The following is a 26,487-nucleotide window of genomic DNA, read 5'->3' on the forward strand; positions in this document are numbered from 1 at the left end:
TACAGTGTTAAGAACGTAAGGGTTCGTTTATATATGATAAAATCGATTCTCATTTTTCTTGTCTTTTCTTTTTCCCTACTCCATCCACAAACAATACCAAATTCTACTACAAACCAGGAACGGATAGTTCCCTTAGACACAAAGAAAAATGATCCAGATTCCCTTTGGTATATGAAGGAAATCGACCTCACTGATCGTGAAATCCAATCCATTACAGAATCCAATTTCCTTGAGAAAGAATGGAAAAGAGTGTCTATCCCCGGAAATTTATACCAAAAAAAAGAAAATTATGCAGAAAAGAAAATAGTAACACTTGCGAAGTGGATTTCTTTTCCTGAAGATAAATTCACACAATTCAGTTTACGGCTTGGTATCATCAACGATCGGGACAAAACCTATCTCAATGGGCAGATGATCGGCAATACGGGAGAATGGAATTCAGAAGAACCACAAGCCTATGATAAATTACGAATCTATCAGATTCCTGCAACTGCCATTCGTTATGGAAAAAAAAACTTACTCATCATCAAAATCCAACCCTATTTCAAAACTTCCGGTGGCATTGAACAAGATGAAACAATTCTTGGTCCCACTGACAAAATCACTTCTAGATTCTATAAAGATGAATTTATCAAATTACTTTTTTTGACGATTTATACAACCGTTGGTGGGTATTTCCTCTTTTTGTTCATTAGGCGAAGAAAAGATAGAGAAAATCTTTTTTTTGCATTATTTTCCTTTTCATTCGTAATTTATAATTTTCTAAGAAACCAACTTAAGTACGAATTTGATTTTTCATTTCTAACAATGAAAAAGTTAGAATATATGGTAATTCTACTCCTAATACCATTAATGTATCATTTTCTTAGAACTTTGTTTGATGAAAAATACAATATTTTTGGAAAAGTCTTAGATTCTATTCAATTATTATTTTTTCTATTTTTTGCCGTAAGTAAGAATATAGAAATTTTTAGTTTCTCTTTAACGAATTTAATTCAACCAACCTGGCTTTTGTATGTAGTTTTAATTTTTATGATTCTATTCAAAAACCTACGTAAAAAAGAAAGAAGAGCCTTTTACATTACAATAGGCATTACCTTCGTCCTCATCGCTGCCATTATGGATTCAGCCACAAATCGTAACTACTGGGTATTCCCAAGAGTAATGGGTTATACTTTCCTTGTCTTTAATGTTTCTTTAGCCATCATCTTAGCAAATTCATTTGTGAAATTGAATGAAGAAGTTGAAGACTTAAATAAAAACTTAGAAAAAAAAGTGGAGGAAAGGACGGATGCTTTAAATGAATCCTTAAACCAATTACAAATCTTAAAAGAAAATCAAGATGGAGATTATTTTTTAACATCCCTTCTCATCCACCCTCTTGCCCGAATCGAAAATCAAATCCCTGAGATTAAAATTGAAACCTATACCAACCAAAAGAAAAAATTTCATTTCCGAGGAAAAGACGGAGAAATTGGTGGCGACATTTGTATTGTAGGAACTGTTCACTTAGATTCAGGGATTTATACTGTTTTTGCTAATGGGGATGCAATGGGTAAATCCATCCAAGGTGCTGGTGGAGCTCTTGTACTTGGGGTTGTGTTCCAAGCTGTACTTTCCAGGGCAAAGTCTAGTTATAGTAAGTCGCGTCCACCGGAGCTTTGGCTAAAAGATCTATATCTTGAACTCCAGTCAGTTTTTGCCAGCTTTGACGGATCCATGTTGTCAAGTGTAGTTCTCGGAATGGTTGCGAGTGACGGATTTATATACTATACCAACGCAGAACATCCTTGGAGTATTCTTTACCGAGATGGAGTGGCATCTTTTATTGAAACAGAACTTACAATGCGGAAATTAGGTTTTCCAAAAAATGAGAAGTATTTTCAAATCAAAACTCTATCTTTAGAACCTGGAGATATTTTACTGATTGGTTCTGATGGACGAGATGATATTGGTTTTAAAAATGAAGATGAAAAAATACGTTCTATCAATGAAGATGAGACGTTGATTTTGCGATTTGCCGAAAGAGCAAAGGCCAATCTATTAAACTTAGTCGATGAAATTATAAATAGCGGTGAAATCACCGATGACCTTTCCTTTTTAAAAATAGAATACAATCCAAAAACTCACAGGATGTCACTTCCTGATTATGTAAGAAAAGAATATCTAGAAATTAAAAACAAAACGAAAGAAGAAAAGTATAGGGAAGCTTTGGAAAGGTTATCTCCTCTTATGGAAAACTTTTCGCATCCAACTTTTTTTGCTTTGGCGGGTAAATTATATTACCAATTGAAAAATTGGAAAGACGCAGTGGAAAACCTTAAATTGGCCTCAGCAAAAAAACCAAACCGTGAGGACTATATCCATATGACAGCAAAAGCTCTCTACAAAAACGGGGAATATAATGAATCAGTGATTTGGTCTGAGAGACTATTTTTACGTAATAAGTTCCATAAGCAGAACACTAAGTTATTTCTGCATCTGCTTGATAGAACAGGTCATATAGACAAAAAAGAATTTTATTTAAGTTTTTTAGCCGCGGAAAAAGTATAAAATCACAAGAAGTCCTAGAAAAATCCGATAGATGCCAAAGGATATAAAACTCCTTCTACGGATAAAAGCCATAAACAATCGAATGATAAAATAACAAATGATAAACGATACAATACTTCCAAAGAGAAGAAGACCAATTGTCTCTGAATTTAAAATGGATCTATGTTTATAAAGTTTATATAGACCAGCTAATGTCAAAACAGGAATTGCTAGAAAAAAGGAAAACTCTGCAGAATCTTTTTTAGACACACCAAGTGTCCTTGCTGTGATGATCGTAGCAGCGGAACGCGAAACACCGGGGATAAGAGCAAAACACTGAAAAAAACCAACAAAAATTGATTCTTTAATACCAATGGCCCGACCATTACTTTCATCGTAGTGTTTTTTCTCGACAACTACCATAATGACACCACCCACGAACCAGGAAAGTCCAAGAATGAGAAGGAGGTCTGGCCTTAATTTGATTTGATCCAAACTGTTTTTGAAAACAAATCCAAGAACCAGAATCGGCAAAATTCCAACGATTAAATTTCTATAGAAATCAAAACCCGTTCGATCACTTCCCTTTTTTGTTAAAAACAAAAAACTTGTTTTTGTATGTTTCCATAAAACTTGGAAATATAAAACAACAACGGATAGGATTGCCCCTGTTTGGATGAAGATATCAAATAGATCTTCAAAAGCTTCGTGATCGATTTTTAAGTTTTCAAAAGAAAAAAAGTAACTGAAAAGAAAGAGATGGCCCGTTGAGGAAACAGGCAGAAATTCCGTGGCAGCTTCAATGATGCCACGGAGAAACGCATTTAAAGTATTGTCCATTCCGACTTATTTTTTCTCGTCAGCTGGTTCTTCCACTTTTTTCTTTGGAGCAAGATATGCATCCAAATCAAATTTATCATTACGTTTGATTGTTACTTCTTCTTTAATTCTTTCTACAACAAGAGGAAGTTGTTCTCTAGTTTGTAGTTGTTTGATCTGAGCCTTAGCAAAAGTAAGACACTTATCGATTGTTAGGTTTGCAATATTACGATCCATTCCACGAAGCCTTTCACATTCGGCTTTTGCTTGTTCGTCTGTGATTTGGATTTTTTTCTCAACTTGTTCAGAAACATACATTTGAGCAATGGTTTGCATTTCTACTTGTTTGATCACTTCCGCTACATCTGGCCGAGAAATGTATCCGTTTTTCTCTGCCACAAGACGTGTCATAATCATCTGGCGGTAAGTTTGGTAGAAATTTTTCTTTTGGAGTTGGTAGTTTAAATCTTGGAAGTTTTGAGGTACTTCATTGATGTCTTTTTCAATGAATTCCAGAAGGGTCTTTTTTTCGATATTTTGCAATCGGCTAATAGAATCAAGAGCCGTATCGTAAGCAGCTTCAAAGTCTTTTACAGTAATTTTATGGTTATCCAAAGTTTCGATGACCGGAGAGGAGTCCGAACACTGAATGAGAAAAAAGGATGCCAAAAAAACAAACAAAGGAAGGATTTTAGTCATATTATTTTAGTGCCTGAAAGGATTTGTGATGATGGTTTCGCCAATTCCCGCAATGTCTATCTTTTTTTAAGCAAATGAGATTGATTCCACTGCTTAAAAATTAAGCGGCCAAAAATTCCAAGAGGGAAAGTAATTTTTTGATTTTTTGTAAATCTTCCCGTTCTGGAATCGTATAACGGAGAACTGATGGCTCTTGCGGGGAGATGAGAAGTCCCTTAAATTTGGCCATAGCTTGGATCACCCGGTCCGGATTCCCTCGGAAATACGTTCCACATTTGAATAAGATTTCCTCAGGTTTTTCGGTGACAAATTCGAACCCTAAATTAGAAGCCAAGGTGCGGATTTTTTCCAATTCCACAAAGGTTTTGGCAATTTGTGGAAGTTCTCCGAACCGGTCTTCCATCTCAAGGGATAGTTCCTCAATTTCATCCAAGTTGGCAGAGCCTTCGAATCGTTTGTAAAACTCGATTTTCTGTTTTGTGTCTGGGATATAATCATCTGGAAGATAAAAGTTCGTTTTTAAATTTACTGCCGTCCTGACTTCGACACGCACTTCTTCCCCTTTGATCCTAGAAATGGCCTCTTCCAACATTTTCACGTAGAGATCAAAACCCACTTCCATGATATCACCCGACTGTTCTTTTCCAAGTAGGTTTCCGGCCCCGCGAATCTCTAAGTCTCGCATAGCAACTTTAAAACCAGAACCTAATTCCTGATATTCGAAGATAGTGTTTAATCTTTTTTCCGCAAGTTCGGTCATTAGTTTTTTCGAGGGATAAAACATATAGGCATAAGCCTTTCTATCAGAACGACCCACCCTACCTCGAATTTGATACAACTGAGAAAGTCCAAACATATCGGCTCTTTTGACAATCAGGGTATTCACATTCGGCATATCAATCCCCGATTCGATGATAGTAGTGGTTACTAAAATATCATATTTTCTTTCATAGAAATCAACGAGAGTTTCCTCGATTTCATCTTCCGTAAGTTGTCCATGTAAGATACCAACAGAAATTTCTGGAACAAGGGAACGGACATAGGCTGCTTCTTCCTCAATGGACTCCACTCGGTTGTACAAATAAAAGATTTGGCCCCCTCTTTCCATTTCTTTTCGAATGGCTTCTTGGATGAGCGTGTCATCTTCTTCCAAAACATAAGTTTCAACACTTTGTCTATTTTTTGGAGGAGTAGAAATGATAGAAAGTTCACGAATTCCTGTAAGCGCCATATGTAAGGTTCTAGGAATCGGTGTTGCCGTAAGAGTCAGCACATCCACTAGATTTTTAAACTTCTTGATCGCTTCTTTATGAGTAACACCAAACTTTTGTTCTTCGTCAATGATGAGGAGGCCTAGGTTCTTTGGTTTTACTTTCGAAGAAAGAATCGCATGGGTTCCAATGAGCATGTCAATTTTTCCTTCAGAAAAGTTTTTTAGATCTTCTCTGATCTCCGCTGCAGATCGAAACCTGGAAACAAAAGCTATTTTGACAGGATAATTTTCATATCTTTGTTTAAAGGTGTTAAAGTGTTGTAAAGAGAGGATGGTCGTGGGAGTGAGAAGCATCACTTGTTTTCCCGCCATAATCACTTTAAATGCAGCCCGAATGGCCACTTCTGTTTTTCCATAACCAACATCCCCACAAACCAATCGGTCCATAGGTCGAGATGATTCTAAATCTTGTTTTACAGATTCAATGGCAGTAATTTGGTCAGGTGTTTCTTCAAATTCAAACGCGGCTTCAAACTCCTCTTGCCAAATCGTGTCTGGAGGAAAAGCAAACCCATTCAGCTTCATCCGATTGGAATAAAGTAAAACTAATTCCTCCGCTAATTTATCAACAGACTCTTGTACTCTGTCTTTAGCTTTTTTCCAGGAATTTTTTCCAAGTGTATCAAGTTTAGGAGAATCAGTTCCTCCAATGTATTTTTGAACGAGAGAAATTTGGTCTAGTGGGACAAATAAACTATCCCCAGCAGCATACTCTAATTTTAAAAAATCTCTTTCTTTTCCATCTGCTTTTGTTCTTTCGATTTTAACAAAACGACCAACTCCATGATTGACATGAACTACATAATCTCCTTCTTTCAAATCGATGAAAGATTCGATCATTTGTGAGGCTTGTTTTTTATACCGAGTTTTTCTTTTATACTGACGACCGAATAAATCGTTATCAGTAAAAATATAAACATGATCTTCTAAAACATTGAATCCACGTTTGAGATCAGAGATGACTAAATGAATTCCAGGTTTAACCTTTGAAAAAGGAATGGGAAGTGGGTCTTCAGACTCAGAGTGAATGGTTTCCACCTCGTCCTCTGTAAAAAGACCTTTTAATCGCATCATCTGAGCAGAAAATGAAGAGGTAATGAAAATTTTATTTTTGGGGTCTTCATTTAGAAGTTCTAAAAAATGTTCCTTAGCTTCCCTGATTTTACCTCTAAATCCACGAACTTCAGTGATTGGCTCATAAGAATAGTTTCTTTGGTTATCTGGTAATAGAGAAAATCGAATCCCAGGTGTATCATCGGAAGTGAGAGTATTCCACTCTTCACCAAAAGAAAGTAAGTCTTCTGGTTTTAAACACAGGGCTTCTTCTTTCTTTTTTTCATATAGAGTATTGTATTCTCTCTCCATTCCATAAGAACGCTCTTTTGTATCAAAAAAACGTGGAAATAGAATCACAGGTTTTTTAGAGAAAAAATTAAGGAAACCCTCATGTTTTCTGACAAAGGGCAAATGTTCTTCAATGATTTCTAATTCAGAATCAATAGGTAACCTTCGGTCCTGATTCGAGGACAAAACATCTTTATATTTTTCTTTTTCTTCCGGGCTAACAATTGTTTCATTAGCTGCAGTGATGATAATTTCATTAATTTTTGCGATGGATTTTTGTGTATTGGGATCAAAAGTACGAATTTCATCAACAGTATCACCAAAAAAATCAATCCTAACCGGGTTTGCCAAATAAGGAGTATAAATATCAAGAATTCCTCCTTTTAAGCTAAAATGACCAAATTGTTCACAAACCTCTTCCCTATGATAACCCAAATGAACTAGTTCCAATAAAAGTTTATCCAGCGGAAAATCCTTTCCTAGTTTTAATGAGATTGATTTGCCTTTTAAACTTTCTTTTACAGGAAGCGTACGTAATAGAGCAGATACAGAAGTTACTACCAAACATCGATTACCCGACAAAATTCGATTGATCGTTAAAATTCGGTCTCTTTTCCATTCCATTTGCCATTTTGTATACTCATAAGGAATGTTTTCTGGGCCTGGAAAATAAAAAATTTCTTCTTCTGGTAAAAAACTTAACAGCTCCCGAGAAAAACTTTCTGCATCCTGGTTTGTAGGAAGGACAACTAAAAAAGTAGAATCAGAACTGAGTGTTTCATATAAGGATCCAGTAACAAAGGAATGCGCAGATTCCGGGATTCCACTTAAGTTGACTAGAGATGATTTAGAATCAGCGAATACTTGTTTGGGATTAAATTTACGATCTTCGATTTCTTTTGCCATGAATGTTTAATTTTGAATTGAAATGATTTGGTTGTCGATGAGTCGGACTTCCCCAACAAATACAGCTAAAGCGAGCAAAACCTCACCTTCTAATTTTTCTTTAGGTTGTAAGTTCTCTGGATCCACGACTTCCAAATAATCGATCCGAACGGAGGCACCGGTCAGCAAAAAATCTCTGAGGATTTCTTTGAGTAGATGAATGTCTCTTTCGCCACCTAGGATTGTTTTATTTGCAAGAGCAAACATACGAGGAATCAGATTTGCCGTTTCTCTATGTTTTTCTGTTAAACGAACATTCCTGGAACTCATCGCCAGTCCGTCTTCTTCTCTACGGGTGGGAACTCCGACTACTTCTAAAGGAAAATTTAAATTTTTAACCATAGCCGAAATCACTCGGAACTGTTGGTAATCTTTCAGTCCAAAGAATGCCTTATTTGGTTCTGTTAAATGAAAAAGTTTTGAAACAATTTGTAATACACCTTCAAAATGGCCAGGCCTTGTGCGACCACAAAGGTGTTTTTGTAATTCAGGGATACTTAAGAGGATGGGAGTTTTGGTTTCAGGATACATGGTTTTGACATCCGGCAGAAATACCAAATCTACTCCCTTTTCTTCGCATAACTTTAAATCTGCGTTTGTATTGATTGGATAGTTTTCAAAATCTTTAGGATCATTAAATTGAGTAGGATTTACAAAGATCGAAACAATGGTTTTGTTTGTTTCTTTTTTTGATCTTTCCACAAGATCCAAATGCCCAGCATGAAGACTGCCCATGGTCGGACAAAATCCAATCGAAAGACCTGCCTTTTTCCAATCAGTAATTATATTTTTTAATTCTTGGATCTCAGAAACAACGATCATCAAAATTCCTCTGTTCGAACCTTTACACTCGTACCGTGTTCTTCATCTAAACCTTCTAACTCAGACATTAATTTAACAAAAGGATATAAGTTCTTTAAGGATTCTTTTGTGACTTCCTGAAAGGTAACTCGTTTTAAAAATGTGTCCACACCGAGGGATGAATAAATTCGACTTCCTCTTGCAGTCGGAAGGATATGATTGGTTCCGCTAATATAATCACCCATAGCCACTGGAGAATAAGGACCGATAAATACACTTCCCGCATGTTCAATTTTTGCAAATACGGATTCATTGTCTCTGGTTTGGATTTCCAAATGTTCTGGTGCAAGTTCATTCGAAAACCAAATACAATCTTCTAAACTCGGGAATACTAAAATCGCTGAATTTTTATAAATTGAGGTTTGTTTCATTTCCAAACGTTTGGGGCGTTCTATGAATGCTTTTTCTAATTCTTCACTTACTTGTTTGGCAAAATCTTCATCCGTTGTCAGTAAAATTGCAGAAGAATCTTCTCCATGTTCTGCTTGCGATAACATATCACAAGCGATCCATTTTGGATTTGCAGATGAATCTGCGATGATACAGACTTCACTTGGACCCGCTGGACTATCGATTCCAATGAGACCTTGACCCGCTAAGTAAGATTTGGCGGCGGCAACATAAGCGTTTCCAGGTCCTACCACAAATTCGGATTTAGGAATGGTTTCTGTTCCGTAAGCAGCGGCAGCAATCCCTTGTGCCCCACCGACTGTGACAATTCTATTCACACCAAGAATTTGACAGAGCCAAATTAAAATTTCAGGAAGCCCATTTTTTTGAGGAGGTGTGATGAGTTGGATGTTTCCTACACCAGCAATCTTTGCAGGAATCACTCCCATAAGAACACTAGAAGGATAAAGAGCCTTACCCCCTGGTGCATAAACAGAAAGAGAAGGAATCGGCGTGTATTTAACACCAAGCCTATTTCCATCAATGGTCTTTGACCAAGACTCCCTTTTTTGTGCTTCATGAAAGGCTTCGATATTTGATTTTGCCCTAAGAAATGCTTCCTTGGTTTTAGAATCAATATTTGTTTGAACCGAGTGTGGATTGGTCGTGACCGAACTGAGTTTGATGCCGTCAAACTTCTCGGTGAATTCCATTAGGGCTTTATCCCCTCTCGTACGCACTGCCTCCAAGATGGGAAGAATGTTTTTTGTCGCAGAACTTAAGTCTTCCTTGGCTCCAGATAAAAATCGCTCGAAAGGGGTACGCGAGTTTTTCTCGCAACGAAGGATAGGAATCGGCATAAAATCAGCTTGGAGGGAAGTCCTTCCCTAAACAAGCTTTTTGTCAGAACCGTGAAGAGAATTCGATTTGGTATCTTGAACCATATTCATAGGCAAATTTCGATTGGTTCCAACCAGCTTCCGAAGTTACATTCGCATGAATTCTTTTTGTTGATTCTCCCAAAGGAAACCCAGGTTCCAAATTTGCCACATTTCGTTTGGCGGCAAAATAAGAATCCACAATATTATAAAGTAAAAAAGCACCTAAAACACCAGCTCCAACTTGTATAACACCTAACTCTGTTTTAGCGGTATTAAATTTTGCCTCGGCATTAGAACGATTGATAAACCAAAGAGCCTGTGCATCTTGCCTTTCCGCAAGGACCGCTCCGAGAATGACTGCTGATTGGTAATCGGAACGAGCAGCTAAAAATTTATTATATGAATTGGCATAAACGGCAACTGCAGAGGCTGCAACGACAGGGTAAACATAAAGTTTCCAATTTTTCCCATCAATGTATTTTTGACCCCAACCTGGCATCACGGTGGAACGCCAAAGAGTAGAAAAGTATGGGGTTTCATAATAGTCTTCTGGAATTTCTTTACGAGCAATCCGTTCTTGTCTAGCCGCAAAAATCGCGGCCTTTTCTTTAGAATCAGAAAGTACCACTCGTTGTTTTGCTGTGAGAACTTTATTCCTAGGATTTTCTAAAACTAAATCATAAATTCCTGTATCTGTTTCAGAATCCACAGCGAAGGTAGCCTTAGCTACAGAATCCGACTCAATGGTAACCTTTTTTGCGAGGATTCTTTTTCCGCCAGTAACCATATAAACTTTCATGGGGTAAATAAAATCTTTCCCTTCTAATAAAAAGGTTTTTTCTTTTTCTTCTTTAGAGACTGAAAATATGGAATCCTTAGTTAAGGTAGGAACTTTTGATACAACTACCTCAAACCGAACCCAATCGGAATAACTGCCCACCTTCCCTAATTTATTTACAACCGCAACCCGGTGTTCATAAATTCCTGATGTATAATTTACTAAATCATAACTGGTTCCGTTTACACGTTCGGAAAGGACAAGATAACCACTAGAATTTTTAATTTCTAAAACATAACCAGTCGCACCTTCTACATCCATCCATCGGAGTTGGTGTTGGGTGTTTTCTTCTCCAGCAGTTTCTGCGGATACGGAGGAAATAAAACAGAAAAAGAGAAGTAAAAAAGTAAAAACTTTATTCCACATAAATCTTTCCTGGAGTAAGGATTTTAGGAACCTTTAATTCGGGAACAGAAACAAAAAAGTCCTGTTTGTTGTAGGCAGATTCTCTTTCTGTTCCATCGCTTTGTTTGTACAAGGCTGCCACTTCCCAACGAAACCTTCCCACATTTAATTTTTGAATTTCGCTAAACTGAAATTTGGTGGAACCAGTTCTTTCGCTAAACACTTGTTTTTCTCGAATTCCAGAAATATCCATCAGACGGATCCGATATGCATTTGCTTTTTCCACAGGTTTCCAAGTGAAAAGGATCGAAGTCCTGGTAAATAAATCGATGGTTTCGTTTCGAGTGGGTGTGGCCAAACTCGGTGGTTCCATATTTGAAATCATTTGAAAACTTCGAACAGGACTTAAATCGGAATCAGTTCCAGAAGACCTGACCCGCCAATAAAAACGTCCTAAATCTTTTGATTTAAATTCAAAATAATTTCCTGTTACGGCTTCTTTCGTGACTGAACGTTGGAATTCTGGTTCCCTGGAAACTTCAACTTCATAGTTCGATTTTCCGGTTAATTTTTTCCATTTGAGAATGATGGTAGAACGTTCATCCACTTCCACCTCAGACCCGTTTGCCGGTGAGATCAGTTCCATTTCTTCTTTGGCAATCACGGTGAAGGTATTTGATTTTGATTCCAGTGAATTTCCTGAATTTCCAATCCCTTTTACTCTCCAAAAATAAGTTCCGATACCAAGACCACTAGGGAGTTTTAAAAAATTATTTTTAGTCGATTCTGATTTTAATTTGTTTTGGAAATTGGAATCTGCACTTAACTCCCACTCGTATTCGTTAAAGTCTTTGTCATCTTTCCAGGAAAAGAAAAGTTGTGATTTCGTTTGTTCCTCTGCAAATGTTTTACCTCGGGCCGGCTCTAGTAACTCAGGAGGAGAGGCACTTGTTTTTTTCAGAATCTGGAAACTAACAACGGTTGAACTTTTTTCCGAGATTCCTGGAAGATTTGATTTTGCTTGGATCTTAGCAAAATAGTTTCCTTCTTTTAAGGAATCAAAGGCAAGGGACTGGTTCTGTGTTTGTTTCGAAACCAATCCTTCTGCAAAATTGGCATCTTTTGCAATTTGTACTGTATAAGAAGAATAAAGATCTAAAGGATTCCATACAAATCGAACCACTGGAGATTCTCCAGTATAGGCAAAAACTTCATTTGGTTTCGGACTTAAAACTCGAAGTGCAGGATCACTTAAAATTCTAAATTGAAAAACTTCAGTTGTTTGTTTTGTTTTTGAATTAGGATCTTCATACAAAACCCGCCAATAATAAGATCCCGCTCCTAATTTTTTAGAAACACTTGCCGCCGTTAATTTTTCTTTGATGAGTGATTTAGAAAAATCAGGAAATAAAGAAATTTCCAAACTTGGACTTGATTGTTTTACAGAATCTGGTTTCCAGCCGGAAAGAACAAATTGGATTTTTTCTGAGCCAGATTCAGAAAGAACATTCTTTCTATCTTCTGGAGAAACTAGTCTAAAAACAGGTTTCCCAACTTTGACTCCGGAATCTGTTACATTTGCTATCTGGTCTTTTGCAATGGTTTCTTCTTTTCCATTGGAAGTGAGTTTTGCCTCACCTTGATCCACCTTAATGTTTAACTCAGACTTTGTTTTGTCAAGTTTGACATCACCACTGGCTACTTGGACTGTTTTGTCCCCAGCGGTAATATTCATCTTCAAATCTCCAGAAACAGTTCCTTCTCCGCGAGCTGCTTCAAAAGATCCATAAGCAAAATTAATATTGATATTTTTGTCCGATATGTCCAAAAGGATCATTGAATTTTCAGATATATTGATTTTGGTTCCATCATTCAAAGTAAGGATAGCATCCGATAATCCTTCTGTACGAATGGTATCCCTATTTTTGACCTCCGTTTTAGATTCAATTAAATCCCAAACCACAGCATCATTGTATTTGCGAAGTACAGTCTTATTTTTGAAAGTAATGACTCCAATTGTGGGACTGGTGGAATCAATAAAACGATAATTTAAATTCCGATAGAGAAGAGATGAAAATACAAGGATGAGTAGAATTAGAGAAGAAACTACAAATCTTGTATCGTTTAAAAGTCGCATATAGTTTATTTATGTGTCCTTGTGAACACACCGTCCCAATCCGAACCTGGAGGGTTTAGTTTATATTCTTCACAACGTTCGATCAGCATCCTACTTGACTTATCTTTTTCACCCTTAGCCTTTTCAGAATCTGTAAAAAATTTGATAGCAGCATTCCAATTTTGTTCCAAGTAAGCATTGAACCCAGATTCATAGATCTGACTTGCTTCCAAAAAGTTTGGAGTGATTATGGATCTGTATCCGATGAGTTCATGAATTTTAACCGGTTCATTTTTCCCTTTCACTCGCACAAGATCCAGATATCTAGTTACCATTTCTTCTTGGATGGAATCACGAATGGGATCGGTAATTAAAATGTTTACACCATAATCTTTACCTGCTGCTTCTAGTCTTGCCGCCAGGTTGACCGTATCACCCATCATTGTATAAGAAGCAAGGGCATCAGTTCCCATAAAACCAACCTTAGCTGGTCCCGAATTCAAACCAATCCTTGCGTCCATTACTTGGGCTTCTTTGGAATAAAGGTTATTTTTTGTCCAATATTCTCGTAACTCAGCAAGTTTCATCACCATATCCACACTGGCACGAGCTGCTTTTAATTCGTGATCTAAAACAGGGACAGGGGCATTAAAAATACCCACAATCGCATCCCCTATGTATTTATCCAATACACCTTCATGTTTTTTGAGAAGGATGGTCATTGCAGATAAGTATTCATTTAAAAGAGCAGCGAGGTCTGCTGATTTTAACTGTTCGGAAATGGTGGAGAAACTTGCCACATCGGAAAAGAATGCCGTGATATGAGTTTCTGATCCTCGTTTCAAAGCGGCAAGATCCACCATAGCCTCTTGGACCACCACAGGATCAATCATACTACCGAGGATATTTTTAACCTTTTCCCTTTCTTCCAAACCTTGCCCCATATCAATGAAGTATTTGGTAAGAAGTCCCACCTCATCTTGAGTGGTAGGTTTGATTCCGATTTTAAAGTTCCCTTTGGCAATTTCCAAAGTTGCGGTCAGAAGTTGTAAAACAGGTTTTGTAATTGTTTTGGAAAAGAAAAATACAAAGATCAGTGCCGAACACAATCCAATTCCCGCAATGTATAAATTTGTTTTTTGACTTTTGTAAACATCCGCAAAAGCCTTTTCTTCCGATACAATGGTAATGACACCCGCATCGGCAAAACCAATCTTTTGAAAGGATCCTAAATAAGAACTGCCAAGTTCTTCATCCAAATAACTCATCTGTCCTGTATTTGGTGCACTCGTTAACATCGATTTTACGATGGGCATAGAGGCAAGGTCCGTAGCAGCAAGAATTAAATCTTCTTTAGGATGAGCAAGAACCGTTCCGTTCCCGTTTACCATAAAAGTAGTTTCGATTCCCTTTTTAGAAAAAGCACCGATGATTTTGTTCAATTTCACAATCATCACAAGAGCGTTATCCAATTCTCCATTTTCGGCAGTAGGAATGGCAATGGCAAAAGAGGGCTCTTGGAATCCGGGACTAGAATTCAAAAGAACTGTTTGACCATTGAAAGCTTCAGCAAGGGCATCTCGGTTACGATTGACAACATTATGAAAATCTTCTTCTGTGACTGAACTTTTTTTCAGTTCTTCTTCATTAAAAACTTCCCGCTTCATGGTCAGGGTATTTTCTTTTCTTTCAAAAATTCCAAGATAAATGAATTCTTGATCGTTTTGAAAAAAAGTTTTGATCAGAAGTTTTCTTTCTGCTTCGGGAAGTCCTTGAGTCGTCAGTGTGATGGCGATTTGGCGACCCTTTTCCACCACTCCCAAAATATCGGATTTTACTTTCGATCCGATGATTTCAGCAATACGAATATTGTTATCTCTTAGTTGTAACTCGATCGATCTTTTAAAATAGAAAGATGCAAAAAAGATAATCACTGAAACAGAAAGAGCAAAAAGAAAACTAATCACTCCCATCATTTTTAACTGAAGAGAAAATTTAGTATTGGAGGAACCATCTAATAGATGGGAATCGGTAGTTTCTTTTACTGCTTCTAGTTTTGGTTCTGGAAGGGTTTCCTTTTGTACGGTTGTCGTTGGAAGAGATTCCGCTTCCGAAAAAGAAGATTCTATTAAATCATAAGGATGGTTTGGTGAATCATCATGAGAATTATTCACATTATTTTCCGAATATTCAAAATCGGAAGTTTCTTCTTTTAAATCTGAACTAACACCATTTGCCGAGACGAGTATGTTCTCTTTTTTTTGCCTAGCCTTTCCAACAATTTCCAAAGGGGGAAAACTTGTTCGATTTTTTTTACCATTGGTTGGTTTGGCACTTACAGATTCTACACCGGAACTGATTTTTCCGGTAAGCCCAAATTTATGGGTGATCCTGTCTGGGGAAATTTTATCATCCCAAAGGTATTCAAGCCTTGCAAAAACGGAACGAGCCTCCAATTCCAAACCTTTTGGAATCAAAACAAAAATTGTTTTATTTTCCCCTAACTTTGATAGTTCGGACGCCAAATACTTGTTTGCTGATATATTATGAATGGAAACAAAAGGAAACTCAAAACGATTTGTTTCTTGTGGGATTCCCCAAAGAGGAGGTCCAAACCGGAACTCTAATTCACCGGCACGCCGAGTCTGAAAAAATATAGTAATCCCCTCGTTCCAATCCCAAGTTTCTAAACTTCCAGGAGATTCATCCCAGAAGAGAAAGGAGAGTTTGGACGTTCGAAGGAACGGGATTTCTGCGGAAATTTCTATCATGCCATTTTTAGTATCGACTTATTACGCCATACAATCGATCTCAATTCTAGATGAAAATCATCACGTTAAATTGCAACGGAATTCGCTCCAGTTTGAGCAAAGGTTTACTAGATTTTATACGTCGCGAAAATCCTGACATTATTTGTTTCCAAGAAACAAAGGCTCCAAAGTCAGAAATTGACCGAGAAGAATTTAGAAAATTAGGTTATGAGATTCATAGCTGTATTGCGGACAAACCAGGATACAGTGGAACGGCTGTCCTTACCAAACTACAACCCAAATCGGTAAAGATTGGCTTTGGCGAAGGAATTTACATGAACGAAGGAAGGTCTGTATTTTTAGAATATCCTGATTTTTTCTTATGGAATCTCTATTTTCCATCGGGAACCAGCGGAGAAGAAAGGCAAAAAGTTAAGTATGAGTTTTTAGATTCATTTTTTGAGCTCGCAAAACCATTCACAAAGAAGAAAAAACCTCTCATTGTATGTGGAGATGTCAACATTGCCCATACGGAACTAGATATCCACAACGCAAAAGGAAACCAAAAGAGCTCCGGATTTCTTCCAGAGGAAAGAGCCTGGGTTTCGAAATTTCTCGATTTAGGTTTTTTTGACTGTTTTCGGGTGATCCATCCAGAAGTCCGGGATGATTATTCCTGGTGGACCTACCGGTTTCAAGCGCGGAAGAACAATAAGGGTTGGAGGATTGATTACTTTTTCATTACAAAATCTTCCAAATACAAACTGCAATCAGTTCATATCGCCAAAGAACCCGTTCTCTCTGACCATGCGCCAGTGGTTCTAGGCATTCAATTCACTTGACAAAGCTGTCACTTAAGAGAGAGTGCTGGGATGAAATTGGCAGTCCCTATTTTCCTTTCTTTATTCTCTTTGCAATGTTCCATACTTGGTGTGATCCAAGATAAGATTCCCGTACCGGAATTTGAATTTGACTCACTCTCCATCAAAAGCATTACCTTTACAGATATCACACTAAGCGTAGTCACTTCGGTTGAGAATCCTTATCCTGTTTCGCTTCCCAGTTCTTTACTGGATATGGACATCAAGATTGAAGGACTGAAACTCTCCCAAATCAAAACAGATCTCGGCGCCATCGAAGGTAAAAAAACCAAACAACTTCCTCTCGAAGTGAAATTAAAATACACAGACCTTCTCAATCTCTATAAAAAATTTCCAGACAAACCTTTATTGGAAGTCAGTGCCGAAGGAAATATGAAAGTTCCCATTCCCAAACAATGGCAACTTTTAGGAAAAGATTCTCTAACTTTTCCTTTTGTCAAAAAACGCGAAATCCCTGCGGTTCTACCCAATGTAGAAATTCAGAATTTCAAAATTTTAATGCCCACTTCTGCTGATATCTTAAGTGCCTCCAATACAGATGCCCTTGCGGATACAGCTACAAACTTTCTAAAAGGACTTCTTGGTGGTAGTAAACAACCTGCTACTTCAGCGGCTAAAGCAGGTCTAACTGGACTCAATTTAGACTTAAATACAGAATTTGATTTTGTTTTTGCCAACCAAGCAGCTTCCAACTTAAACCTAACAAATCTTAACTACGATTTAAATTTAGCGGGAGAAAAGTTCTTAAACGGAACACCAAAAGAAATCGTAAATGGAGGCAAAACGTCTACGGTAAAAGTAGCCACAAAGTTTCCCATAACTTCGATTAGCTCTTCCTTGTATAAAACGATCCAGTCTAGAACAGCTCAGTTTGATTTAAAAGGAGATTCAGGACTAAAAGTTCCTAGTCTCCCAGAAACCATTCCCTTCCAATATGAAAAACAAGGGAATTTTAAATGGTAAACTAATCGGACAAATAAAAAACTACAGAGGGTTACAGAAGAATTTAAGAAACTATTTTTTCTTCTGTAACATTTGTTTGATTTCGTCTCTAGTTTTTCCTGGGTAGAGGCGAATTTGATAACTAATTAAAAATTTAGTGATGATGGGTGTTCCATCTTTTGAAGAATGCTCATAATTAAAACGGGAAGCGTCGTTTTGGATGATTTTTGCTACATCATTGATTCTGGGAACACGACGGTCAAAAGCAATCGACTCAAGTTTTCCAGTGATCGTATTTAGACCAATCGTAATCATTCCATCATCAACAAAACTAAGAAGGTCATACTTTTTCATTTCCTCTTTAGAAAGTTCATCTCCACCTGGATCTGGTTTTCTACGGATTTTATCTGTATGGCGGATTTGGCGGACCATATAAAAATCAGAGGCAATATAAACACGGAAAAGTTCTGTTGGTAAATCGCTCTTTTTTTGAAAAAAAGGAAGTTCACCGGAATGGTTTTGGACCTCTTCCCCTTTTTCATTTAGAATGATTTCTCCTTCACCTCCAGGTGGTGGAAGTAAATCTTTCGTTGGTAATACTTCTGATGAAGTCTCCGAAGTCGCATTTGTCCTAGACTCAGGAAGAGATTGGCAATTTAGAAAAACGGAAACTGATACAACCGACAAAAACAAATGCAAAAATTTCATTTCGACATCAGTTTTTGGCGGTTTCCCACCATGGCAAGAATTTAAAATCCAAGGAAGAATCGCTAAATTAAATATTTTGCGAACACTGTGGCAAGTCCGAGGAAAAAGAAAAATCCACAAACATCAGTCGTTGCCGTCACAAAAATAGAGGAAGCAATTGCCGGATCCACTCGCATTGCCTTTAGAATAATAGGAACAAGGGATCCTGTGAGAGAAGCTACAATCATATTCACAAACATAGCAGTTCCTACCACAAGTCCTAGAACAATATTACCTTTCACAAAGAAGATCATTAGACCAGTGACGGTTCCAAGGGCGAGTCCATTCAAAACTCCAATTGTAAATTCTTTACGAACAGCCTCCCACCAATTAGAAAAAGACAAATCACCTGTAGCGATATTTCGGATAACAACTGTTACGGATTGGGTACCGGCATTTCCACCGAGACCTGCCACAATGGGCATGAGTGTGGCAAGGACAACAATCTGAGAAATCGTATCTTCAAAAAAAGCAACCACTGTTGAACTCACAAAGGCTGTTAGTAAATTTACATTCAACCAAGCGATTCGCCTTTTTACTGATTGTAAGATGGGAGTGGACAACCTTTCATCTTCAGAAACCCCCGCCATGAGGAGGATATCTTCCGAAGCTTCCTCTTCTACAATTTCTAAGACATCATCCACCGTGATCCGTCCAATGATTCGGCCCAAATCATCAATCACCGCAGCACTGACTAAGTCGTATTTTTTAAAAGTATTGGCTACCTCTTCCTGGTCTACATCGTAATGGAAAGCAAAAACAGAGAAGTTAGTGATCTTTGCAATTTTAGTATTGATGGGTGTAAGAAATAAGTCCTTTAAAGGAATGAAACCTTCCAGAACTCCTGCCTCATCCGTAACGTAGATTTGGTAGATTTCGATTTCTTTTGCTTTTTTACGAACATTGATGATTCCTTTTCTTACATTCTCAGAAATGGAGACTGTTGCAAAATCTTTGGACATAAGTCGCCCAGCGGAATATTCTCGAAACCCAAGCTGGGAACGAATTTCAAAACTATCTGCTTTACTCAAGTTAGCTAGAACTAATTCTCGTTTGGCGCTAGGCAAATAGGACAAAAGGTAAGTCGTTTCATCTGTTTCAATATGGTTGAGAGTATTCGAGATTTCATCAACGGTAAGCTCTTCTAAAAAAGACTCTAAGGTCTCCTCTTCCATTTTAACGAGTGAGTATGCTTGGTCTTCTTTTGGAAGGACACGAAAAAGATATAATTCCTCTTCTCTTTCTAAATCACGAAATAAGGTAACGATGTCGGCGGGGTGAGCCCCATCCAGCATCTCTTTTAGTTTTTTGGAATCCTCTAGAGCAACGAGGTTTTTGATCTCTTCTACAAATTCATCATAGGAATCGCTTTCTCTATCGATTTTGATACGGAATTCGGACTCTTTCTTTCTTTCTTCTTCCATAATTCAGCAGATTTCCTGAAATTTACAATTGACGGTTATGTCACGTGGAGCATAGGCTATATCCTATGTCGGCACAAGTTCGAATTTTGAAAACGAATCTTTTTCTTCTTCTAGTTTTTTCCCATTGTGTGCTCTTCGAACCCAAAATCAGCAAGGTTCCTGATGCATACGTGCGTGACGAGGTCATGAATGCGGAACAAAAAAATGCGACGCGAATTCTTACTGATAAAATCATCAAATTAAACAACGAAGTCTCCATTCAGAGAAAAACAAACACCCTCACGAGTCAGGCCATCAAAATTTCCGCAGCCAAAGTCACCAAACATGGTTCGCAAAGGGACTTAGCTCGGTCCAAAGAAACCTACTTTGTTTTAAAAGAAGACTCTAGTTCCTCCAAAAAGTATCTAGAGGAAAGCCAATCTCATGAATTAGAAAGGGCTAAAGAGGAAACCCGTTATAAAACTTGGGTGCAAAAGGAAAAAGAAGATAAGGCTTATCTCGAAATGAAAGAAGCAGCACTTGGAGAACTTATCGCCGAACTTGAATTAGTGCGCTCCGAAATTGCCGTAAAATTCCAAGAGTCTCAGGGCAAAACTCCTGCCGATCCAGAATACATCAAAAAAGAAATTTATGAGACCCAATATGCGGAAAAAAAATCGGATGCTCGTCGTCGTGTCTCTGATTTTGAAAGAACAAAAACGGAAGCACCAAGTTTACCCAAAGTCAATTTAGAGGATAGTTTTGACGATGCGAAGTAAACTAAAGTCTCTAAATCTTTTATTCCTCTGCCTAGTTTGGGTGTCCGGTTTATCTGCGGATTGGGTTTATTTTCCTTACGAGTACAACCAAATTTACAAAGAGAAATATGCTTTAGAACTAGAGCTTGCAGACATTCGCAAACAACACCAAAACGAATTGAATCGTTTAGAGGAAGAAAAGAAGGAACTCCAAACACAAAATCGGAATCTCACTGAAGACCTGGAATTGGAAAAACGAAATCGTGCCAAAGAACAAGATGAGTATTCCGACAAAATGCGCGATTACGATATGCGTCTTCGTAGTCTGGAAAAAAAAGGAACTGATAAAGAACGGCTCCTTGCTGAAGAAAACAGAAAACGGGAAGAAAAAGACCGAGCCGATTTGGATGCTCTTAAAAAGAAATTGGAGGATAAGGAAAGAGAATGCCTTCAAAAAGAACAAAAACTTCGTGAAACTTATGAAGCCAAAATCGATGAATTAAAAGAAAGAATTCGCAATTTAGAAGAGGAACTAGGAAACCTTCGAAGGCTAACAAAAGAACAAAAAAGGGAACTCGAACGACTGGCAGAACAGACCAGAGAGTTTGAAGAAAAATTAGCAAAAGAAATCACCTCCGGACAAATCCGATTAAAAAGATTTCACAATAAACTCATCATCAATATCGATGATAAAATTTCTTTTGATAGTGGGTCTTCGGAATTAAAACCAGCCATTCTACCTGCAATCGAAAAGATCAGAGAAATTTTAGCCTCTTACCCAGAAAACTACATCATTGTAGAAGGTCATACAGACAATGTTCCTATCAAAACAAAATTTAGAAACAACTGGCATCTATCCAGCGAACGAGCATTATCTGTTCTAGAATACATGTTACTAAACAAAAATTTAAATCCTAAAAATTTTTCCAGTGCAGGTTATGGTGAATTCCAACCCATAGTGCCCAATACAACAAAGGAAAATAAAGCCCTCAACCGTAGAGTGGATATCGTTGTTGTACCGAGAGCAACAGGATCACTCAACACAAACAATGACTAATCCAAGACCTAAACGTTCCCGACTGGTATTTTTTCTAAGCCTTTCGGGTTTACTATCGATTGCTATTTTTTTTATCGAATGGATCGGCTCTCGTGAGAGTGGAAGCCTTGCCCTTTTTGCCGATGCAGGTCATATTTTTACGGATGTTTTTGCTCATATCATTTCTTTATTTGCCCTACTCATAGCTTCCAAAAAACCAACTAACAAATACCCTTTTGGGTTCCATCGATTTGAAGTTCTTGCAGCCTTATTCAATGGAATTCTACTCATTGGAATTGCTATTTTCATTCTTTATGAAAGTTATCTTCGTTTTTCTGGATCTACCCATGTGGAACCAGATTCAATGTTTGCGTATGCTGTGATAGGTTTTGCGATCAATTTAGTGTCGGCAGGGCTACTAGTTCGAGTCAGTAAAACAAGCCTCAATTTAAAATCTGCCTATTTACACGTGTTAAGCGACTTACTTGGAACTTTAGCAGTTGTCATTGGAGCTCTCCTCATTCGTTTTACTGGATTTCGAGAAGTGGACCATTTCCTCAGCATCATCCTCGGAATTTTTATTCTTAAAACTTCCTATGGGATTGTAAAGGAATCGATAGAGATTCTGATTGAGGCCGACACTAGCGAATTTGATAAAGAACATCTTTTAGAACACATTCGTGCTTTCCAAGGAATTGAATCGGTTCCCAAAGTCACTGTTCGAAAACTTACGTCTGGAGTCTTTTCAGTAGAATTGCAGATTTTAGTGAAAAAAGACGGAGACAGAGACAAAATCGTTTTGGAAATTCACAAAGTCTTAAAAGAAGAATTTGGAGTTCCTTTTGTTTCTGTGGAAATCCTTTCGGCAGAATTGAAAACTGAACTAGAAATTATCTCTGTACGAGAAACGGAACGCGAATTTGGTCACCACGGGCATAGTCACGGACACGCCCACGACCATCACCATTAAAGTTTTCTTTTTTTCTTTTGAATTAAGTATTGGGTGAATTGATCTTCCCAAACGAAAAGTTGGAAATCAGGATCGATTGTTTTCAGTTCTTTGGGAGAAGACAAATTCCAATACTCGGTGAGCGTGGCAAGAAGTCCTTCTATGGGATAAGGAAAACCGGAAAGTAAAAAATCCCCACTAGGATTTCCTTTTAAATTAGAAAGAAAAACCTCCCTCCATGCAATTAATTTTTCTCTTTCCTTTGCGACGCTTTCCACCTCTAAAGAAATCTTTTTTGTTTTTCCAATGAGTAGAGAGACCAAAGAAAGAAGTTCTTTCAATCTTAATGTAAGGCCAAGATTCCCGTAATTTCTTAAAACCAAATCTTGAGACGAAATCGGATATTCGCATAACGATAGTTTGAGATGGCTTACTTGTGGTGTGAAATCGGTGTGAAAAAATTCTTCCTGGATTTGAGTTCTAGGATCCGCCTCGTTAGAGTTCAGTTTTAGATCCGTCGGCTCTTGGACTTTCCGACGAACTAAATAAACAGGATTTCCTTCGTCTGCTTTCGTCACCCAAAAGATGGTATCAGCTTCTCCACCATTCGTAATAAAGGATTTGGTTCCCGATAGTTTTCCATCTTGAACTTTCGAACTTAACTTACGAAGTTTGGTTTCCCACCCCGGTTCACTCACTCCTACAGCAAAAATCTGAACTGGATTTTCTTCTCGAAAAGCATCCCAAAGCGAATCGGAGGACTCTTCACTCTTTTTAGTATGGCTTGTATTTCCCTCTTTTGCTTGAGCGAGAATCCCTCCCGCAACATTGACTTCCACCATACAAGCAAGCGCTAAGGACACTCCCACTTTCTCCTCTGAGAGCAGAGAAAGTTTTTTCTGAAATTCTAAGTAAGACTCTAAACCCAAAAGAAAATGATAAAATCCTGCTTGGATCAGATAGGGTTTCCAACTCCGATAGAAACCTATCTCTTCTCCCTTGACTCCTTGGGGATAGGAAGAACCCAAAATCCCATATTTTAAAATTAAGTTTTCTGGATCTCGACTCACTAAAGATTACTTTGATTTCTTTTTGGAAAATTTCAAATCGAGTGCCTTTTCTTCTTCCAAAACTTTTTTCAAGTACTGGCCAGTAAACGAACGTTTCACAGTGACTACTTCTTCTGGAGTTCCCGTAGCAATGACCTCACCGCCTCCGTCTCCACCCTCAGGCCCAATATCAATAATATAGTCTGCTGCTTTGATCACATCTAAATTGTGTTCGATGATGACCATAGAGTTTCCTTTGTCCACAAGGACCTGTAAAACAGAAAGTAACTTTTCAATGTCTTCAAAATGAAGTCCCGTTGTCGGTTCATCCAAAATGTAGAGAGTTTTACCAGTAGGTCTTTTAGAAAGTTCTGTAGAAAGTTTGATCCTTTGTGCTTCCCCACCGGAAAAGGTAGTGGCTGCTTGTCCAAGTTTGATATAACCAAGACCTACATCCATAAGGGTATCTAGTTTTCGTTTGAGATTTGGTATGTTTTCGAAAAAGACAACGGCTTCTTCAACAGTCATATCTAAAACATCAGATATATGTTTTCCTTTGTATTTCACTTCCAAAGTTTCACGGTTGTATCTTTTCCCCTTACAAACCTCACATTCCACATAAATGTCAGGAAGAAAATGCATTTCGATTTTTAGGATTCCATCACCTTCACATTTTTCGCAGCGCCCGCCCGCAACATTAAAACTAAACCTTCCCGGGCCATAACCTCTAACTTTCGCTTCCTCAAGTCCGCTGAATAAATCTCTCACAAAAGTAAATAGACCAGTGTAAGTGGCAGGATTGGAGCGTGGAGTCCTACCAATGGCAGACTGGTCAATATTAATGACCTTATCGATTTGGTCTTTTCCAATGATCTTTTTATGTTTTCCGGGAACGAGTTTCATTCCCATCACAGAACTAGCGAGTTCTTTATATAGAATCTCATTGATGAGAGTTGATTTTCCAGATCCAGAAACTCCCGTAACAACTGTTAAGGTTCCAAGAGGGATGGAGACTTCTACATTCTTTAAGTTGTTATGAGTAGCTCCGGTAATCTTTAAAAATTTTCCATTTCCCTCGCGCCTGGTTTTTGGCATCGAGATTCGTTTTTCTCCCGAGAGGAATTTTCCTGTCACAGAATGTTTGTCTTTTTTGATTTGTTCAGGAGTTCCAAAAGAAACAATTTCCCCACCATGAACTCCGGCCCCAGGGCCCATATCCACAATGAAATCAGCCTCTTCCATGGTTTCCTTATCATGTTCCACCACAAGGACAGTATTTCCTAAATTACGAAGGCCTTTTAAGGTTTGCACTAATTTCGTATTGTCCCTTTGGTGAAGTCCGATGGAAGGTTCATCCAAAATATACAAAACACCCATTAGGCGAGATCCAATTTGAGTCGCGAGCCTTATCCTTTGCATCTCTCCACCAGAAAGCGTTCCGGCAGCGCGGCTTAAATTCAAATACCCGACACCCACATCGTTTAGAAAATGAAGGCGTTGTAAGATCTCCTTTAAAATAGGTTTGGAGATGGTATCTTCTGCTCCTTTGTAATCGGAGACCTTTGTGAACTCTAAAGCTTTTTCAATAGAAAATCCTGTATAAGCATCAATTCCCACCCCTTGGACTTTGACAGCAAGTGCCTCTGGACGGAGACGTTTTCCATTACATTCATCACAATCATGATTGGTCATAAAAGATTCAAACCACTGACGCATGGAATCTGATTTTGTTTCTTTGTAACGGCGTTTTAGATTGGGAATCACACCTTCATAGTTTTTGGAAAACTCGTAATGAGAATTGGCACCGCGGAAATCATAATCTATATGAATGGAGGAATCTCCATGTAAGATTGTATTTCGTACTTTTTCGGAAAGATCCTTCCAGGCAGTATTTAAATTGAATTTTAATTTTTTAGATAACGCTTGTATGGTGGCCATATACCAATAGGAATTGGATTTTGATCCTCCCCAAGCCTCGATACAACCTTCTGCCAAAGAGGCTTCTCTATCAGTGACAAGAAGAGACTCATCAAACTCTAATAATGCGCCAAGTCCATCACAATTGGAACAAGCACCAAATGGCGAATTAAAAGAAAAGAGCCTAGGAGTGAGTTCAGGGATACTCACATCATCGCACTTAGGACAAGATAATTTTTGTGAAAATAGATGATCCTTTTCTCCATCTTCCACCACCACAATTCCATCCGCCGTTTTTAAAGCTGTTTCCACAGAATCGGACAACCGCGATTGGATTCCTGGTTTCATCACAATCCGATCCACAACGATATCGATGTCTGCTTTGAAGTTTTTCTTTAAAGGAATTTCATCTTCTAGAGAGTAGACTTCTCCATTCACTCGCACTCGATTGAAACCTTCTTTTTTATAACGCTCCAGAACTTCTTTATGTTCCCCTTTTTTTCCTTGGATGACCGGGGCCATGATTTGCAGTTTGGTTCCTTCTGGAAATAAATTGATTCGGTCAGTGATTTGATCAACAGAAAGACTAGAAATCGGAGTGCCACATTTCGGACAATGGGGTTTCCCAACGCGAGCATATAACAGTCGTAAATAATCATAAATTTCGGTGACTGTTCCGACCGTCGAACGAGGGTTTCTATGGGTTGTTTTTTGTTCAATGGAAATGGCGGGACTTAGACCTTCAATTTGGTCTACTTCTGGTTTTTCCATTTGCCCAAGGAATTGGCGGGCGTAACTGGAAAGAGATTCCACATACCGCCTTTGGCCTTCTGCATAGATGGTGTCAAAAGCCAAAGAGGATTTCCCCGAACCCGAAAGTCCGGTGATGACCACAAGTTTGTCCCGAGGGATGTCAAGGTTTACGTTTTTAAGGTTATGTTCACGAGCGCCACGAATACGAATAAAGGAATCCACATCGGATAGCTTGTTTTCCTCTTTCATTCTGGAAAGA

General features: G+C 38.1%; 18 protein-coding genes. 6 read left to right on the forward strand and 12 right to left on the reverse strand.

Annotated features, from left to right (window positions below):
- Window positions 1–33: 33 nt before the first annotated feature.
- Window positions 34–2,553: a SpoIIE family protein phosphatase gene (locus tag CH361_RS09765; protein WP_100790653.1), complete on the forward strand. Its 2,520-nt coding sequence runs from the start codon at window positions 34–36 to the stop codon at window positions 2,551–2,553.
- Here the strand turns inward: CH361_RS09765 and CH361_RS09770 are convergent.
- The 8 genes from CH361_RS09770 to CH361_RS09805 all read right to left on the reverse strand — a co-directional run bounded on the left by CH361_RS09770 (window position 2,533) and on the right by CH361_RS09805 (window position 15,814).
- The gene (locus tag CH361_RS09770) at window positions 2,533–3,372 is read right to left on the reverse strand and encodes an undecaprenyl-diphosphate phosphatase (RefSeq protein ID WP_100790654.1); all 840 of its coding nucleotides are present in this window, start codon (window positions 3,370–3,372) and stop codon (window positions 2,533–2,535) included. The two genes, CH361_RS09765 and CH361_RS09770, sit on opposite strands and share 21 nt — an antisense overlap.
- A 6-nt stretch (window positions 3,373–3,378) precedes the next feature.
- On the reverse strand, window positions 3,379–4,050 hold the full coding sequence (locus CH361_RS09775) for a lipoprotein LipL31 (RefSeq protein WP_100790655.1): 672 nt from the start codon (window positions 4,048–4,050) through the stop codon (window positions 3,379–3,381).
- Window positions 4,051–4,150: 100 nt separating this feature from the next.
- Window positions 4,151–7,573: a transcription-repair coupling factor gene (gene mfd, locus CH361_RS09780; RefSeq protein WP_100790656.1), complete on the reverse strand. Its 3,423-nt coding sequence runs from the start codon at window positions 7,571–7,573 to the stop codon at window positions 4,151–4,153.
- Between the two features lie 6 nt (window positions 7,574–7,579).
- Window positions 7,580–8,434: a pantoate--beta-alanine ligase gene (gene panC / locus CH361_RS09785; RefSeq protein ID WP_100790657.1), complete on the reverse strand. Its 855-nt coding sequence runs from the start codon at window positions 8,432–8,434 to the stop codon at window positions 7,580–7,582.
- Entirely contained in the window at window positions 8,434–9,723 is a 1,290-nt protein-coding gene (hisD, locus tag CH361_RS09790) for a histidinol dehydrogenase (RefSeq protein WP_100790658.1), read from the reverse strand. The genes panC and hisD overlap by 1 nt, the downstream gene beginning before the upstream one ends.
- A gap of 43 nt (window positions 9,724–9,766) precedes the next feature.
- Complete coding sequence (locus CH361_RS09795; protein WP_100790659.1) at window positions 9,767–10,948, reverse strand: LIC11435 family protein; 1,182 nt, start codon at window positions 10,946–10,948, stop codon at window positions 9,767–9,769.
- Window positions 10,938–13,064 (reverse strand): FecR domain-containing protein, encoded by a 2,127-nt coding sequence (locus tag CH361_RS09800; protein WP_208861421.1) that lies wholly within the window; start codon window positions 13,062–13,064, stop codon window positions 10,938–10,940. Before CH361_RS09800 ends, CH361_RS09795 begins: the two co-directional genes overlap by 11 nt.
- Window positions 13,065–13,069: 5 nt before the next feature.
- On the reverse strand, window positions 13,070–15,814 hold the full coding sequence (locus CH361_RS09805; protein ID WP_100790660.1) for an adenylate/guanylate cyclase domain-containing protein: 2,745 nt from the start codon (window positions 15,812–15,814) through the stop codon (window positions 13,070–13,072).
- 50 nt (window positions 15,815–15,864) lie between these two features.
- Here CH361_RS09805 and CH361_RS09810 point away from each other — a divergent pair, with 50 nt between their 5' ends.
- Together CH361_RS09810 and CH361_RS09815 are read left to right on the forward strand one after the other, a co-directional pair.
- Window positions 15,865–16,635, forward strand: coding sequence for an exodeoxyribonuclease III (locus CH361_RS09810; RefSeq protein ID WP_100790661.1), 771 nt, complete (start codon window positions 15,865–15,867; stop codon window positions 16,633–16,635).
- A 30-nt stretch (window positions 16,636–16,665) separates the two neighbouring features.
- Complete coding sequence (locus CH361_RS09815; RefSeq protein WP_100790662.1) at window positions 16,666–17,637, forward strand: LEA/WHy family protein; 972 nt, start codon at window positions 16,666–16,668, stop codon at window positions 17,635–17,637.
- A 51-nt stretch (window positions 17,638–17,688) separates the two neighbouring features.
- On the opposite strand, the gene CH361_RS09820 is transcribed toward CH361_RS09815, so the two are convergent.
- Window positions 17,689–18,324, reverse strand: a complete 636-nt coding sequence (locus CH361_RS09820; protein WP_100790949.1) for a hypothetical protein — start codon at window positions 18,322–18,324, stop codon at window positions 17,689–17,691.
- A gap of 62 nt (window positions 18,325–18,386) precedes the next feature.
- The gene (gene mgtE, locus CH361_RS09825) at window positions 18,387–19,787 is read right to left on the reverse strand and encodes a magnesium transporter (protein ID WP_100790663.1); all 1,401 of its coding nucleotides are present in this window, start codon (window positions 19,785–19,787) and stop codon (window positions 18,387–18,389) included.
- A gap of 65 nt (window positions 19,788–19,852) precedes the next feature.
- On the opposite strand from mgtE, the gene CH361_RS09830 reads away from it, so the two are divergent.
- From CH361_RS09830 to CH361_RS09840, 3 genes are read left to right on the forward strand one after another with little or no spacing between them, the layout of a single operon-like run.
- Window positions 19,853–20,545, forward strand: a complete 693-nt coding sequence (locus CH361_RS09830; protein WP_100790664.1) for a hypothetical protein — start codon at window positions 19,853–19,855, stop codon at window positions 20,543–20,545.
- Window positions 20,535–21,581 (forward strand): OmpA family protein, encoded by a 1,047-nt coding sequence (locus CH361_RS09835; RefSeq protein WP_100790665.1) that lies wholly within the window; start codon window positions 20,535–20,537, stop codon window positions 21,579–21,581. Before CH361_RS09830 ends, CH361_RS09835 begins: the two co-directional genes overlap by 11 nt.
- Window positions 21,574–22,530, forward strand: a complete 957-nt coding sequence (locus CH361_RS09840; RefSeq protein ID WP_100790666.1) for a cation diffusion facilitator family transporter — start codon at window positions 21,574–21,576, stop codon at window positions 22,528–22,530. The genes CH361_RS09835 and CH361_RS09840 overlap by 8 nt, the downstream gene beginning before the upstream one ends.
- On the opposite strand, the gene CH361_RS09845 is transcribed toward CH361_RS09840, so the two are convergent.
- Both CH361_RS09845 and uvrA read right to left on the reverse strand, forming a co-directional pair.
- Window positions 22,527–23,579, reverse strand: a complete 1,053-nt coding sequence (locus tag CH361_RS09845; RefSeq protein ID WP_100790667.1) for an acyl-CoA dehydrogenase middle domain-containing protein — start codon at window positions 23,577–23,579, stop codon at window positions 22,527–22,529. The two genes, CH361_RS09840 and CH361_RS09845, sit on opposite strands and share 4 nt — an antisense overlap.
- A gap of 6 nt (window positions 23,580–23,585) precedes the next feature.
- The gene (gene uvrA, locus CH361_RS09850; RefSeq protein ID WP_100790668.1) at window positions 23,586–26,477 is read right to left on the reverse strand and encodes an excinuclease ABC subunit UvrA; all 2,892 of its coding nucleotides are present in this window, start codon (window positions 26,475–26,477) and stop codon (window positions 23,586–23,588) included.
- Window positions 26,478–26,487 lie beyond the last annotated feature (10 nt).

The organism is Leptospira brenneri (assembly GCF_002812125.1).
Classification (GTDB): domain Bacteria; phylum Spirochaetota; class Leptospiria; order Leptospirales; family Leptospiraceae; genus Leptospira_A; species Leptospira_A brenneri.

Bases quoted from the DNA above. Each gene is read 5' to 3' on its own strand.
- CH361_RS09765 (WP_100790653.1), top strand. From the start codon at position 34: ATGATAAAATCGATTCTCATTTTTCTTGTCTTTTCTTTTTCCCTACTC.
- CH361_RS09770 (WP_100790654.1), bottom strand. From the start codon at position 3,372: ATGGACAATACTTTAAATGCGTTTCTCCGTGGCATCATTGAAGCTGCC.
- CH361_RS09775 (WP_100790655.1), bottom strand. From the start codon at position 4,050: ATGACTAAAATCCTTCCTTTGTTTGTTTTTTTGGCATCCTTTTTTCTC.
- mfd (WP_100790656.1), bottom strand. From the start codon at position 7,573: ATGGCAAAAGAAATCGAAGATCGTAAATTTAATCCCAAACAAGTATTC.
- panC (WP_100790657.1), bottom strand. From the start codon at position 8,434: ATGATCGTTGTTTCTGAGATCCAAGAATTAAAAAATATAATTACTGAT.
- hisD (WP_100790658.1), bottom strand. From the start codon at position 9,723: ATGCCGATTCCTATCCTTCGTTGCGAGAAAAACTCGCGTACCCCTTTC.
- CH361_RS09795 (WP_100790659.1), bottom strand. From the start codon at position 10,948: ATGTGGAATAAAGTTTTTACTTTTTTACTTCTCTTTTTCTGTTTTATT.
- CH361_RS09800 (WP_208861421.1), bottom strand. From the start codon at position 13,064: ATGCGACTTTTAAACGATACAAGATTTGTAGTTTCTTCTCTAATTCTA.
- CH361_RS09805 (WP_100790660.1), bottom strand. From the start codon at position 15,814: ATGATAGAAATTTCCGCAGAAATCCCGTTCCTTCGAACGTCCAAACTC.
- CH361_RS09810 (WP_100790661.1), top strand. From the start codon at position 15,865: ATGAAAATCATCACGTTAAATTGCAACGGAATTCGCTCCAGTTTGAGC.
- CH361_RS09815 (WP_100790662.1), top strand. From the start codon at position 16,666: ATGAAATTGGCAGTCCCTATTTTCCTTTCTTTATTCTCTTTGCAATGT.
- CH361_RS09820 (WP_100790949.1), bottom strand. From the start codon at position 18,324: ATGAAATTTTTGCATTTGTTTTTGTCGGTTGTATCAGTTTCCGTTTTT.
- mgtE (WP_100790663.1), bottom strand. From the start codon at position 19,787: ATGGAAGAAGAAAGAAAGAAAGAGTCCGAATTCCGTATCAAAATCGAT.
- CH361_RS09830 (WP_100790664.1), top strand. From the start codon at position 19,853: ATGTCGGCACAAGTTCGAATTTTGAAAACGAATCTTTTTCTTCTTCTA.
- CH361_RS09835 (WP_100790665.1), top strand. From the start codon at position 20,535: ATGCGAAGTAAACTAAAGTCTCTAAATCTTTTATTCCTCTGCCTAGTT.
- CH361_RS09840 (WP_100790666.1), top strand. From the start codon at position 21,574: ATGACTAATCCAAGACCTAAACGTTCCCGACTGGTATTTTTTCTAAGC.
- uvrA (WP_100790668.1), bottom strand. From the start codon at position 26,477: ATGAAAGAGGAAAACAAGCTATCCGATGTGGATTCCTTTATTCGTATT.